Raw genomic sequence first — 13,040 nt, 5'->3', positions numbered from 1 at the left:
AGTTTAAAAATTATTTTCAAATAAAAAAAACTGTAGTTTCCTACAGTTATATCTATCATTTTATGTTTTATAAATTGGTGCCTAAGAAAGGATTCGAACCTTCGACCCTGCGGGTATGAACCGCATGCTCTAGCCAACTGAGCTACCTAGGCATATGTCCTGATGACAGTGTTAATTATACTATAATTATTTTTTATTGTCAATCCCTTTTTATATATTTTTATCTATTCCGTTTTTCAAATCATATAAATATATTTGATAATATAATTTCACGATATGAATTTTATTCTAAAATATTGAAAATTTAAATTAAACGTAAATACATATTTTATATATATTTTACTCAATTTATTATTTAAATTAATAAAAATAAAAAAAGAACTTTTTGACTTTAGAGAATTTACAGAACAAAATTAGTGTAGAAGAATAGATGAAGTTCTTCAAAAATAAATATAAAGGAGAGATTTTTATGAAAAAATTTTTAATTTTATCAGTTTTACTTATTTATTTAACATTTTTTGCTGGGGAATAATTTTTTAAATAACCGTCAAGAAGTATGGGATACTAAAAATTTTATATATGAAACTGGAAAAAATACAGCCATCGGAGCTATTGGTGGAGCTGCTAGTTACATTATAGATGAAGTATCTGGAAAACATGATGATAAAAAAAAATTAACAAGTATGTATAATTTTAAAATACTTATTTTTTAAATTCATATAAATTAATATGATATGTCTATACCTATATTTAATTGATTCTCTTAAATTATTATTATTGTTAAATTTTAGGACTAATAGTTTATATTAGTTTTCTTTTGAAAAATTTTAAATCAATAACATTATTCTTATATAGAATAATTGATAAAATAAAAAATTTTTAAGTAGAAAATCTCAAAAAATAATAGATTAAAATATCAACATATTATAATTTGAAAAATGAAAGGAAGATATATAAAATGAATAGTTCCTTTACAAAAGGCAACCTTATTTTACTAATGGTAGAAATTATAGTTGTATCAAGACTTCATAAAGTATTAGTTAGTGGTCATAGCACAGCTTATAGTGTAACTGTACTTATTGGACTTGCTTTAGTAATTGCTTTAATCAATTTATTCGTATCAAAATTAATTGATTCTTTAAAAAAATAAAAGGAGTATAAAATATGTGTGAAAATTTTAAAAAAGTATTGTCTTCTGTAGTATTAATTATAGAATTCGCTCTTCTTATTATAGTTGACAATTTATTAAGTTATAATTATAATATATACTACAATATAGCAGGCGTTATATCTCTTGGTTTATTGTTTTATATACTTAATTATTTCGGAGAAAAATTAATAAATCATTGTGAAAGATAAAAATAGAAGCTCTAAAACTAATGTTTTAGAGCTTATTTTATTTATTATAAATCATCATTAATTTCTTATCTAGGGTTGTCAAAGATTCAGCCCCATTTTCTGTAACTATTATATCATCTTCTATTCTAACTCCTGCATATCCAGAAATATACACTCCTGGTTCTACAGTAACAGTCATTCCAACTTCTAGTTTAGTTTCATCTCTAGAAGAAAGCATGGGTGATTCATGTACTTCTAAACCATAGCTATGACCTAATGAATGCCCAAAATATTTTGCATATTCTCCCATAGATTCTCTTACTGCTAAATCTATTTCTTTACCTGTTTTTCCTGCTTTAACCAACTCTATTCCAAGCTCATTTGCCTTTCTTACTGTTTCATAAATTTCAAGCATTCTAGGTTCTATATTTTCTCCAAAATAAATAGTTCTTGTGATATCACTTGCATAACCATCATAATAACAACCATAGTCTATAGTTATAAACTCTTCTTTTTGAATTTTTTTATTACTTGCTACTCCATGTGGCATAGCAGATCTATATCCACTTGCAACTATAGTATCAAAAGAAGTTCCACTTGCCCCTTTTTTTCTCTGATTGTATTCTAAAATAGCTGCAACTTCTATTTCTGTCATACCCTCTTTTATTTGAGGTATAGTTTCAAGTAAAGCTTCTTCACTTATTTTTATAGCTTTTCTAATTTTTTCTATTTCTTCTTCAGTTTTAACTCTTCTTGAAATTAATAACTCGCTTGAAGCTTTTACTAATTCTGCAAAGTCAAATTCATTTTTTATAGATTCATATTCAGAAAATGAAAGTGCTAAATTATCTATACCAAGTTTAGTAACTCCATCTTCTTTTGCAAGTTCTACAAGTTTATTGTAGTTTCTTGCATTATCTTCTATAAATGTAAAACCATATTTTTCTACTTGTTTAGTAGCCTGTTCTGTATACCTAAAATCAGAAATAAAATACTTATTTTTTTTAGTTACTAAAGCTATCCCTGTAGTTCCAGTAAATCCTGTAAAATATCTTTTATTATAGTAATCTGTTAAAAGCAGTCCATCTATTCCTAATTTTTCAAAAATTATTTCTAATTTACACATTATTATTCCCCTTCTATTTAGCAATATACCCTAATATAAATATAAGGTTATTGGTCATATGTGAAAGTATAGCAAGTTTTAAAGAACCTGTAACAAAATATGTTCCTGTAAACACTAAACCTAACATAAAATATACTAAAAATTCTAAAATATTTTTAGGTGCATGCACTAATGAAAATAAACATATAGATACCATTAATCCAACATATCTATTCTTAAATAAATTATATATTATTCTTCTAAAAACTATTTCTTCTACTATGGGTGCCATAATTCCAATTACTAGTATTATCAATATATAATTTTTATTACCTACTATTAATTCTAATTGTTTTTGATTATCAGGATTAATAGAAAAATAGATATTAATAATCCCTATAATTCTACTTAATATAACTGTAGAAACAAATACTGATATAAACTGGATTAATGAAACGTTTTCTTTTTCAAAAATACTTATTTTAAATCTTTTTAAACCAAAATAAATTATTAAAAAAGTAAATATATTAGACAAAAATAGTATATTATACAAATCAAGTGGTCTTTTTTGTATTGCAGAAGTAATTCCTTCAATAAAACCACCTAAAAATTGCGAAAACAGTATTCCTAAAATAGCTAGAACAAACAATTTGGCCCTATTTTTCAATTCAAAATCTTTTATCATCATATTTATTTTATCTCTCTAATACCTGCAAGTAATGAAGTCAAATTTTGTAATTCACTAGGTATAAATATTTTTGTGGCTTCTCCTTGTGATACTTTTTCTAAACTTTCAAGCGATCTTAGAGCAAGTATTTCTTTAGTTGGAGTTGAAGAATTTAATATTTTTATTCCATTTGCTTCTGCTTCTTTTAATGCAAGTATAGCTTTTGCCCTCCCTTCAGCTTCTTTAATACTTACTTCTTTTTTAGCTTCTGCTCTTAATATCGCTGCAGTCTTTTCCCCTTCTGCAACTAAGATAGCACTTTCTTTTTGTGCTTGTGCTTCAAGAATCTTAGCTCTTTTTTCACGTTCTGCTTTCATTTCTTTTTCCATAGCTATTCTAATTTCTGTTGGAGGTATTATACTTTTTAACTCAACACGATTAACCTTAATTCCCCATGGATCTGTTGCTTCATCAAGCTCCATTCTCATTTTAGAATTAATAACATCTCTACTTGTAAGAGTTTGATCAACTGTCATATCCCCTATAATATTTCTTAAAGTAGTTGCTGTTAAATTCTCTATAGCTGCTATAGGTCTTTCAACTCCATAAGTAAATAATTTAGGATCAGTAATTTGAAAATACACAACTGTATCAATTTGCATAGTAGCATTATCCTTAGTTATTACTCCTTGTGGATCAAAGTCTACCACTTGTTCTTTTAAAGTTACTTGTTTAGCAACTCTATCTATTAATGGATTAATAAAACTTAATCCAGATTCTAATGTTTGTGAATATTTTCCAAGTCTTTCTACTACATATACATAAGATTCTGGAACTATTCTAACTCCTGAAATTGCCACCATTGCTAATAATAATAAAATTATACCAAATAATACTATCATAACTTATACCTCTTTCTCTCTTTTTATTAATATTTTATTACCATCAAATCCATATATAATTGCTATATCTCCTATTTTAAATTCTTCACTTGATATAGCACTCCATTTACTTCCTTTAAATCTAACAACATATATTCCATTTTCTATATCAATTATACTTACTTTAGTCCCTTTAAAATCTGAATGAAAATTTTCTTTAACAAAATATTTATTAATTATAGGTCTTGTATATATTAAAAATATTACAACTAATAAAGAGAAAATAAATATCTCTAATGCAGTATTTTTAAATGCCATGCTAATTAATACCACTATTAATGAAGCGAAAGAAAACCATATAGTAACTAAATTATATGTTAAAATTTCAATTACAATAAATATCACGAATAATACTAACCAAAAATATACATTTTCCATAGAGTTATCCTCCTTTCTGCCTATTTTTAATTTTTATCATATCTTCATAACTAATAAATTGATAACCTTGATCTATTAATATTGGAACCATATATTTTATAGCTTCATATGATTCTAAATATAGGTCATGAAATAATACTACATCTCCATCTTTAACTACAGGAAGAACTCTTGAAATTATAGTTTCCACATTTCTACTTTTCCAATCTTCAGAATCAACATCCCATAATACTATATTTCTTTTTCCACCAACTATGTCTTTGACCTTTTTGTTAACAGCACCATAAGGTGGTCTTAAATATTTTACATCTAGTCCTATAACTTTAAAAATTGCATCATTACAACCTTGATATTCTTTCCAAATTTTTTCTGGACTTAACTTAGTTAAATCAGGATGAGTAAATGAATGACCCATAATTTCATGCCCATCTAAATATGTTCTTATAACCATATTAGAATTTTTCTTAACTACTTCTCCTAATAGAAAAAATGAGGCTGTTTGATCATATTCATTAAAAACTTCTCTTATTAATTCATGATACTTATTCCTAGGACCATCATCAAAAGAAAAAACTATATGTTTCTTTGACATATCTACTTCTCTTTTTTTAGGAACTAATACCTCTCCCTTATATAAAGAAGGAAGTCCTACGCCAGATTTAAATATTGCCTTAAACTTTTCTAAATTAAGTACTAATTCTTCATTATCTCCAAAATATATTTCATCATCACTAATTCTATATTTTTTTACATTTACACCCTCAAAACTAATACTTGGATCTATAGTTTTTGCAATCTTTTTATAATGGTATCTTAATATATCATCTGACCTTAAAACCTTTTTTTCTTCAATTTCTATTTTTTCTTCTATCTTTTCTTCTACTTTTTCTTCAACAGATTTTTCAACAGCTATATTTTCTGTTACTTTTTCATATGATTTATCATTCATACAATTTAACAAACCAAGAGTTAATATAAGCGTGACCAATCTTTTTATACTCCTTTTCATCACTTACTCCTATCAATTAATTTCTCTATATACTCCCTAGATATATTCTTAAACCAATAAGTTTTCTCCTCTATTTCTAATAAGATTTTTTTTATTCCATTATAATCAACATCTATATCTATGCTCTTACAAAAATGTAATATTATTTCTATAACATCAATAATATTTCCAACACTATATGTCTCTGTTAATACATCATTATTATGTGCTGACATATTTCTAACATCTTTAATAATTTCTAGATTACTTAAAAATTCATCGTATTCTAAATATATATTTATGTACATATTTTCAAACATTTTGGGATATGCAACATTAAGCATTTCTTTTACTTCTCCTAGGGTTAATGTTTCCATTATTACCCATATAGGTAAAACTTTCTTTTTATACTTCTCCACATAAAGACTTACTACCTTTTTATCAAAATATTCCATATTCACTATTTTATCATTCTTTTTAAGTATTTTTTGATGTATTCTTTTAATACTTTCAGGATCTGCTTCCCTATTTACCCACTTAGGTAAATCTAAATAAGTGTAAGCACCTTTTTTGCCAAGTATTTGTACAAGTTTAGTTTTAAGATATATTTCAATATTTTCAATTAATGATAATATTTCTAATCTTAACTTTTTATCAAGATAAAAATTATCAACAAAATTTTCAAAATAAGTATTATCAAAATATCTACCATTTTCATCCCTATAAATATATGAAAATTCTTTTAACTTGAAATATCCTAAATTAGATAAAGTTTCTTTTGCTTTTTCCTTATCATTAAACTTAACATTCTTTTTCTCTAAATGACTTATTAACTCATCTATTTCTAAAAGCATTTCCTGTTTTTCATTATTTTTTAAATCCTTGCTCATTCATAAATCCTGTTAAAAATTCTGTATTTACACCTTTTAAATATGATCTAACTACATCTAAATGTGATGGTAAATTAACATTTATGCTTTCCCAATATTTATTTAATTCTTCATTGTAATCTATTACACCCTCTATAGCTTTTTCCTTATCATATTCTTCAAAAAACACTACATTTTCAAACTTTGTTCTAGGTTTAAGGGGTGAATTTTTAACAAATTCTTCAGGAACACCTAAAGTTACCCCATAAATAGGGAAAGTATGTCTAGGTAAGTTTAATAATTTAACTATTTCTAATGGTTCAACACTAAATACTCCACCTATAATAGTTGAACCATATCCTAAAGAGTTCCCTAATAGATCTATAGTTGCAGCAGCTATACCTGCATCTCCAAACATGTCTGAGATTATAGAAGTTGAAAATATATTTTCTTCTACTTCTTCTTCTTTTACCTTTAATGATCCTATTAATTTACTATAATCCCCAACTATTATAACTACAGCATCTGCTGTAGCAACTTGTTTTTGTTTTCCACAATATTCTGAAAGTTTTTCTATTTTTTCTTTATCTTGCAGAACAACAAAAGATAATTTCTGTAAATTTCTTGAATTTGGCATTCTAAGTAATGTTCTTAATATTAATTCTAAATCTCTTTTATCTACTTTTTCTCCAGTAAAATTCCTTACTGATTTCCTATTTTCAATTAACTTAATTACTTCGTTCATTTTACACCTCTACTTAAAATTTTTTTTACTTACTAAAGTTTTACAAATTGGTTCCCTATCTTCCATATATCTTATTCTATCAACATCATAATAAAGTATATCTAAATCAAAACTATCATTTTCATATATTTTAAATACTAGTTTAGAACCTATAGGATATTTTTCAAACTCATTACCTAGATCCTCAGTATTAATATCTAAAGCCGCTAATATTGTAGCAATATTTGAATCATGTCCAACTATTACAGATAAATCTATGTCATTTTTAGCATGCTTTAACATTAATTTATATGCACTTTTTTCAGAATAATTTACATACTCCTTATCTGCAAATAAAAGGTCAAGTAGTGAGTCTTTTACCTTAGACATTTCTTTAAGTTCTTCCCTAAAATTATTGCTTTTAAATATTTCATCATATTTAAACCCTTCATAATATTTTAAAATATACATATCTACTATATCTGTCCCGTATTTAAAAGCACCATCTAAATATATAATCCCTCTATCATCTATAGTTATTTTAGATTTAAGATTATATATACTATCTTTTTCTAATCCTAAACTTGATTCTATTAAATTATATGAATTCTTTAATTTTTTATCAGATTTTTCTATTTTTTCTGTATTAATAATATCTGGAGTTAATAAAATATTGTAATTTAAATCAACTTTTTTCATATCATCAAACATATATTTTACCTCTATATTTTCAAAAGGAAACATAGATAAAGCTAATATTTTTGAAGTTAATACAGTTCTTTTCATGGAATTTGTATGAAATTCTTTAGTTGAGATATTAAAATCTAATTTATCTAAATATTTTTTTAAATATTTTCCAAACTCATACTCTAACATTTCTCCTTTTTTAGTAAGTATTCCGTCTTCAAAATCCCATTTAATTTTTTCAGGATTTACAATTTTACTTATTTCCTCTAAATTAAATAACGGATACCTTATTCCATGTCTACTATATATTAAAACTTTTTTTAATTTCATAATCAACTCCCTTACTTATCATACCTATATTATATACCAACTCATACCTTAAAATCAATAAAAATAGATTTTCCTAATTAAAAAGAAAAGGGCTTTAAAAATATCTTAAAGTCCCATTCTATCTATTTTTATTAAATTATCCATTCTTTCTGATATAGCTTCCTTAGCCAAAGTATATTTTGAAACATCCTCTATTTCTTTCAACCATATTATTTCACCCTTTTCCCTAGTTTTTTTCATATCAATTATTCTTTGATTACTAGAACCTCTAAATTTTAGTTTTAAATCAAGTAATGATAATTCAAATTTGCCATCTACTAAAACATCAATCAACTCTAATATTTTCCCTAACTTTGGAAAATATGATAACATATCTGAGATTAAATATTCATAAGTAAAACCTGAATATAGCCAAATATCTTTATCAGGAAATCTTTCTTTTACACTTTTAAGGATAAAATATACACCTTCCTGATTTTTAGGTTCTAATGGTTCTCCTCCTAAAAACGTTAACCCTTTAATATATGATTTATCTAAATATGTATATATATCATTAAGTATGCTATCGTCAAAATCTTCACCTTTTTCAAATGACCATATTTCTTTATTAAAACAACCTTGACAAGCATGTCTACAGCCAGATACAAAAATACTTACCCTTATACCAATACCATTAGAAATATCTGTAGGTTTAATTTTTGCTATTCTCATATATGTAACACTCTTTTACTTATCTCTCTAGTTTTCCCCTCATTCCAAAAATTTTCTCCTAAATATCCACAAGTTCTTCTTATAACATTCATTCTTGTTTTATCCCTATTATTACATTGTGGACATTCCCAATTATTCTCATTATTTACTATCATTTCTTCATCAAAACCACAAACATGACAATAATCTGTTTTAGTGTTAAATTCTGCATACTGTATATTATCATATATATATTTAACCATTTCCTCTAAAGCTTCAACATTTTTAGTCATATTAGGTATTTCAACATAAGATATTGCTCCACCACTAGATATTTTTTGAAATTCTGATTCAAAATTAAATTTATCAAATACAGAAATATTCTCTCTTACATCTACATGATATGAATTAGTGTAATATCCCTTGTCAGTAACATCTTCAATTACACCAAATTTTTTCTTATCTATTCTTGCAAATCTATAACAAAGACTTTCAGCAGGAGTTCCATAAAGACCAAAACCTATTCCTGTTTCTTTTTTCCATTTTATAGTTGCAGATTCTAATCTTTTCATTAATTTTAAAGCAAATATCTTTCCTTCTTTAGTAGTATGAGATTTACCTGTAATAAGTTTTGCAGCTTCATACACTCCTATATATCCAAGAGATATAGTTGAATATCCATCCATAAGATACTTATCTATTTTCTCTCCTTTTTTAAGTCTTGATATAGCCCCATATTGCCAATGTATAGGTGAAATATCAGATAATGTTCCTTTTAATCTATTATGTCTTAACATTAATGCTTCAAAGCATAAATTTAGTCTATCTTCTAATAATTCAAAATATTTTTCTTCTGTTTTTGCAATTAAAGCTATTTGTACTAAATTTAAACTTACTACTCCTTGATTAAATCTTCCCTCAAATCTATATTCTCCATTATTATCCTTGTATGGTGAAAGAAAAGATCTACATCCCATAGGTGAAAATACATTACCCTCATAATTATTTTTCATTATCTTAGCACTTATATAATCAGGATACATTCTCTTAGATGTACATTCTACAGCTAATCTAGTTAAATAATCATATTTCCCACCTTTTAATACATTGTTTTCATCTAATACATATACTAATTTTGGAAATGCAGACGTTACATAAACACCTTGATCATTTTTTATTCCCTGTATTCTTTGATTGAATATCTCCTCTATTATATCTGCAACCTCTTCTTTATACTCATCATCATCTCTTACATAAAGAAATAGGGTTACAAATGGTGATTGACCATTAGTTGTCATTAATGTATTAATTTGATATTGTATAGTTTGAACCCCACTTCTTAATTCATCTTTAACCCTATCTTTTACTAATGAATGTAAAATTTTTTCATCTAAATTACTATACTTTTCTCTGTATTTATTCATATATTTATCTCTACTTATACGTAAATATTTACCTAAGTGTCTAATATCTATACTTTGACCACCATATTGTCCACTTGCAACTGCTGCAATTATTTGAGTAAGTACTGTACATGCAACTTGAAAACTTTTAGGTGATTCTATTAATTTTGAGTTAATAACCGTACCATTATCTAACATATCTTTAATATTTACTAAACAGCAATTAAAAATATTTTGAATAAAATAATCTGCATCATGAAAATGTAACATTCCTTCTTCATGAGCCTTACTAATATGCTCTGGAAGTATTATCCGTCTTGTTAAATCCTTACTAACCTCACCTGCAATTAAATCTCTTTGAGTAGATGCTACTGATGAATTTTTATTTGAATTTTCTTCTCCAACTTCCTTATTAACATTTTGTATTAATGCAAGTATAGACTCATCTGTTGTATTAGCTTTTCTAACAAGAGATCTTGTATATCTATATACTATGTAGTTTTTTGCTAGTTTATATAACCCTTCATGTACTAAAGATTTTTCTATAAAGTCTTGAATCTCTTCAACTGTAGATATTTTTTTATCCTCTATATGTTGTATTATTTCTTCTATTTTTTTATCACATATTCTATCTTCTAACATCACAGTTTCATTTGCTCTGATTATAGCATTTCTAATTTTATTTGAATCGTATTTTTCTACTCTACCATCTCTTTTTAATATATTCATAACAACCTCTTTCAAATCATCTTATAACACAATATATTGTGTATTCAATTATATTCTTAACTCCATATATAGTGATTAAATTAAGTATAACATAATAATTATAAAAAGGGAAGATAGAAATAAAAAAAGTCCTCTTTCGAGGACAAAAATATTAATATCTATCGCTTACAATATCCCAGTTTACTACGTTAAACCATTCTTTTAGATAATCAGCTCTTCTATTTTGGTAATTTAAATAATAAGCATGTTCCCAAACATCATTACATAAAATTATTTTTTTTCCATCAGATAATGGAGTGTCTTGATTACTTGTAGACAATACTTCTAAATTTCCTTCTTCATCACTAACTAACCATACCCAACCCGAACCAAATTGAGTTAATCCCTTAGAATTAAATAAATTTTTGAATTCTTCAAAAGAACCAAAAGTTTTATCTATTGCTTCTTTTAATCTCCCCACTGGTTCTTTTGATCCACCTGGTATCATTGTTTCCCAGAATATATCATGATTGTATGTTCCTCCAGCGTTATTTCTAATCCCTGTTCTTTTAGCTTCAGGTATTTTATCTAGTGATGTTAATATTTCTTCTATCGTTGCATTTTCAAATCCTGTACCTTCTATAAGGTTATTTAAATTTGTAACGTAAGCATTATGATGTTTATCATGATGAAGATGCATAGTTTCTTTATCTATCACTGGTTCTAAAGCATCATAAGCATAAGGTAAATCTTTAAGTTTAAAACTCATTTTAATTCCTCCTGTCTAATATCTTAGTACAATTAAAGTATACCATATAGATTAAGTCTGCACAATTTTTTTTATTACAATCTAATCAATATCTTCATTTTACCTATAAAATCAAAATATATAACGTTATATTTATTTCATAATATGAAATAGGATGCATAGCATCCTATTTTAGTTTTTCTAATATTTGTTTTTCTACTTCTACTGCTCCTTCAACTTTTTTAGAAATAGCTTCTCTAACATTTTTTAAAGCTTCTTCTTTTTTATTTAAATTAGCATATATAACTGCAAGAACTAAATTACCTTCAGGGTTTTTATCTTCTGTTATAGTTTTTTTAGCATATTTTTCTGCTAATTCAAACATTTTATCTGATAAAAATAACTTAGCTAAAGTATCATTTAAATACATATTTTGTTTTTCATCTAACATAGTTCTAAATTCTTTAATAGTACTTTCTACCAATTCTTTTTTATTTAAAATTTCTGCTAAAGAAATTAATTCAAAATATACACTCTTTTCTTTAGTAAGATTTTTTAATATCATTAATTTTTTTAACGCCTTATCATGTTGCTTAGTTTCTATAGCTAATAAGTAACTAAAGTTTTCTATATCAGCATCTAATTCTTTTGATAACTTACTTGCCATATCTGAATATTTTACTGAGTTTTTAATATCTTTTTGTTCAAATTTACTTATAGCTGTATAATAATTTGCTAATGCTTTTAATTCATTATTTTTACTTGTAAAATATGGTTTAATAATTTTATCTGCATTTGAAAATTGTTTTTGAGCTAATAAGTCTTTAATTAAGTTAATATCAAAAGATGTTTTTACTTTTTCATCTTTAGATATATTTTTTACATATTCTTTATATAACTTATCGAATTTAACATTATCTTTTTTAACAGATAATTCTTTTAACATTTCAACTTGTAAAGATAGATCTTTTGGATCTGATGCTATTAATTCAGATAATAGTTTCATTTTTTTATCATAGTTTTCTTCAATAGAATAAAGTAAAGTCTTAGCCATTTTTATACCATCTGCACTAACTAACTTATCAGCTAAAATTTCATTTATGTATTTTCTAGCTTCTGCATTCTTATTTTGAATAATTTTTATTTTCGCCAAATCAAATTTAGAACTTATTGTGTAATGATCTGTTTTTGATTTTACAATTTCTAATAAATCTTTTTCTAATTGTTCAACATTTTTTGTTGTTTCATAATTTTTATAAGCTTTTTCAAAATCTTCTTTAGTCCCTGCAAAATTTATTGTAGCTATAAGTAAAGTTGCAAGTATTAATAATTTCTTTTTCATATCATTTCTCCTCTATTTTTATTGACACCCTAATTATACAACATTAATAAACATATGTAAATGGTTCTAATGTTTATCTAAGTTATAAATAATATTGATTTAAAAAATTAAAATCCTAAAAT

The 13,040-nt window shown here is 25.3% G+C and carries 14 protein-coding genes and 1 tRNA gene; 2 read left to right on the top strand and 13 right to left on the bottom strand.

The features are described from left to right. Positions 1-75: 75 nt before the first annotated feature. Positions 76-152 (bottom strand) — tRNA-Met (locus BUE91_RS03925). A 366-nt stretch (positions 153-518) separates the two neighbouring features. Here BUE91_RS03925 and BUE91_RS03920 point away from each other — a divergent pair. Further along, positions 519-713, top strand: a complete 195-nt coding sequence (locus BUE91_RS03920; RefSeq protein WP_073508023.1) for a hypothetical protein — start codon at positions 519-521, stop codon at positions 711-713. Between the two features lie 245 nt (positions 714-958). After that, a complete protein-coding gene (locus BUE91_RS03915) occupies positions 959-1,150 on the top strand; it encodes a hypothetical protein (protein WP_073508022.1) in 192 nt (63 codons plus the stop codon). 246 nt (positions 1,151-1,396) lie between these two features. On the opposite strand, the gene BUE91_RS03905 is transcribed toward BUE91_RS03915, so the two are convergent. The 12 genes from BUE91_RS03905 to BUE91_RS03850 form a co-directional block, all read right to left on the bottom strand. Beyond that, positions 1,397-2,464 carry a M24 family metallopeptidase gene (locus tag BUE91_RS03905; protein ID WP_083573767.1) on the bottom strand — a complete coding sequence of 356 codons (1,068 nt, stop codon included), beginning with the start codon at positions 2,462-2,464 and terminating at the stop codon, positions 1,397-1,399. A gap of 13 nt (positions 2,465-2,477) precedes the next feature. After that, the gene (locus BUE91_RS03900) at positions 2,478-3,131 is read right to left on the bottom strand and encodes a CPBP family intramembrane glutamic endopeptidase (RefSeq protein WP_073508020.1); all 654 of its coding nucleotides are present in this window, start codon (positions 3,129-3,131) and stop codon (positions 2,478-2,480) included. 2 nt (positions 3,132-3,133) lie between these two features. Beyond that, on the bottom strand, positions 3,134-4,012 hold the full coding sequence (locus BUE91_RS03895; RefSeq protein WP_066899458.1) for an SPFH domain-containing protein: 879 nt from the start codon (positions 4,010-4,012) through the stop codon (positions 3,134-3,136). Positions 4,013-4,015: 3 nt separating this feature from the next. Then, positions 4,016-4,429, bottom strand: a complete 414-nt coding sequence (locus tag BUE91_RS03890) for an NfeD family protein (protein ID WP_066899460.1) — start codon at positions 4,427-4,429, stop codon at positions 4,016-4,018. A gap of 4 nt (positions 4,430-4,433) precedes the next feature. Beyond that, positions 4,434-5,438, bottom strand: coding sequence for a polysaccharide deacetylase family protein (locus BUE91_RS03885; RefSeq protein WP_073508019.1), 1,005 nt, complete (start codon positions 5,436-5,438; stop codon positions 4,434-4,436). Further along, the gene (locus BUE91_RS03880) at positions 5,438-6,307 is read right to left on the bottom strand and encodes an Abi family protein (RefSeq protein WP_066899465.1); all 870 of its coding nucleotides are present in this window, start codon (positions 6,305-6,307) and stop codon (positions 5,438-5,440) included. Before BUE91_RS03880 ends, BUE91_RS03885 begins: the two co-directional genes overlap by 1 nt. Further along, a complete protein-coding gene (locus BUE91_RS03875) occupies positions 6,285-7,031 on the bottom strand; it encodes a nitroreductase family protein (protein WP_073508018.1) in 747 nt (248 codons plus the stop codon). The genes BUE91_RS03880 and BUE91_RS03875 overlap by 23 nt, the downstream gene beginning before the upstream one ends. A 9-nt stretch (positions 7,032-7,040) precedes the next feature. Next, positions 7,041-8,027: a histidine phosphatase family protein gene (locus BUE91_RS03870; protein WP_073508017.1), complete on the bottom strand. Its 987-nt coding sequence runs from the start codon at positions 8,025-8,027 to the stop codon at positions 7,041-7,043. A gap of 105 nt (positions 8,028-8,132) precedes the next feature. After that, a complete protein-coding gene (nrdG, locus tag BUE91_RS03865) occupies positions 8,133-8,738 on the bottom strand; it encodes an anaerobic ribonucleoside-triphosphate reductase activating protein (RefSeq protein WP_073508016.1) in 606 nt (201 codons plus the stop codon). Beyond that, complete coding sequence (gene nrdD / locus BUE91_RS03860) at positions 8,735-10,849, bottom strand: anaerobic ribonucleoside-triphosphate reductase (RefSeq protein WP_073508015.1); 2,115 nt, start codon at positions 10,847-10,849, stop codon at positions 8,735-8,737. Before nrdD ends, nrdG begins: the two co-directional genes overlap by 4 nt. 151 nt (positions 10,850-11,000) lie before the next feature. Then, positions 11,001-11,597 (bottom strand): superoxide dismutase, encoded by a 597-nt coding sequence (locus BUE91_RS03855; RefSeq protein ID WP_073508014.1) that lies wholly within the window; start codon positions 11,595-11,597, stop codon positions 11,001-11,003. A 166-nt stretch (positions 11,598-11,763) separates the two neighbouring features. Beyond that, complete coding sequence (locus BUE91_RS03850) at positions 11,764-12,918, bottom strand: tetratricopeptide repeat protein (RefSeq protein ID WP_066899477.1); 1,155 nt, start codon at positions 12,916-12,918, stop codon at positions 11,764-11,766. Positions 12,919-13,040: the final 122 nt, after the last annotated feature.

The sequence above is a fragment of the Streptobacillus notomytis genome (assembly GCF_001902585.1).
GTDB classification, from domain to species: Bacteria; Fusobacteriota; Fusobacteriia; order Fusobacteriales; family Leptotrichiaceae; genus Streptobacillus; species Streptobacillus notomytis.
Note: the sequence above shows the minus strand (reverse complement) of the source record. Positions and strands in the feature narration are given on the sequence as shown.

Bases quoted from the DNA above. Each gene is read 5' to 3' on its own strand.
- BUE91_RS03915 (WP_073508022.1), top strand. From the start codon at position 959: ATGAATAGTTCCTTTACAAAAGGCAACCTTATTTTACTAATGGTAGAA.
- BUE91_RS03905 (WP_083573767.1), bottom strand. From the start codon at position 2,464: ATGTGTAAATTAGAAATAATTTTTGAAAAATTAGGAATAGATGGACTG.
- BUE91_RS03900 (WP_073508020.1), bottom strand. From the start codon at position 3,131: ATGATGATAAAAGATTTTGAATTGAAAAATAGGGCCAAATTGTTTGTT.
- BUE91_RS03895 (WP_066899458.1), bottom strand. From the start codon at position 4,012: ATGATAGTATTATTTGGTATAATTTTATTATTATTAGCAATGGTGGCA.
- BUE91_RS03890 (WP_066899460.1), bottom strand. From the start codon at position 4,429: ATGGAAAATGTATATTTTTGGTTAGTATTATTCGTGATATTTATTGTA.
- BUE91_RS03885 (WP_073508019.1), bottom strand. From the start codon at position 5,438: ATGAAAAGGAGTATAAAAAGATTGGTCACGCTTATATTAACTCTTGGT.
- BUE91_RS03880 (WP_066899465.1), bottom strand. From the start codon at position 6,307: ATGAGCAAGGATTTAAAAAATAATGAAAAACAGGAAATGCTTTTAGAA.
- BUE91_RS03875 (WP_073508018.1), bottom strand. From the start codon at position 7,031: ATGAACGAAGTAATTAAGTTAATTGAAAATAGGAAATCAGTAAGGAAT.
- BUE91_RS03870 (WP_073508017.1), bottom strand. From the start codon at position 8,027: ATGAAATTAAAAAAAGTTTTAATATATAGTAGACATGGAATAAGGTAT.
- nrdG (WP_073508016.1), bottom strand. From the start codon at position 8,738: ATGAGAATAGCAAAAATTAAACCTACAGATATTTCTAATGGTATTGGT.
- nrdD (WP_073508015.1), bottom strand. From the start codon at position 10,849: ATGAATATATTAAAAAGAGATGGTAGAGTAGAAAAATACGATTCAAAT.
- BUE91_RS03855 (WP_073508014.1), bottom strand. From the start codon at position 11,597: ATGAGTTTTAAACTTAAAGATTTACCTTATGCTTATGATGCTTTAGAA.
- BUE91_RS03850 (WP_066899477.1), bottom strand. From the start codon at position 12,918: ATGAAAAAGAAATTATTAATACTTGCAACTTTACTTATAGCTACAATA.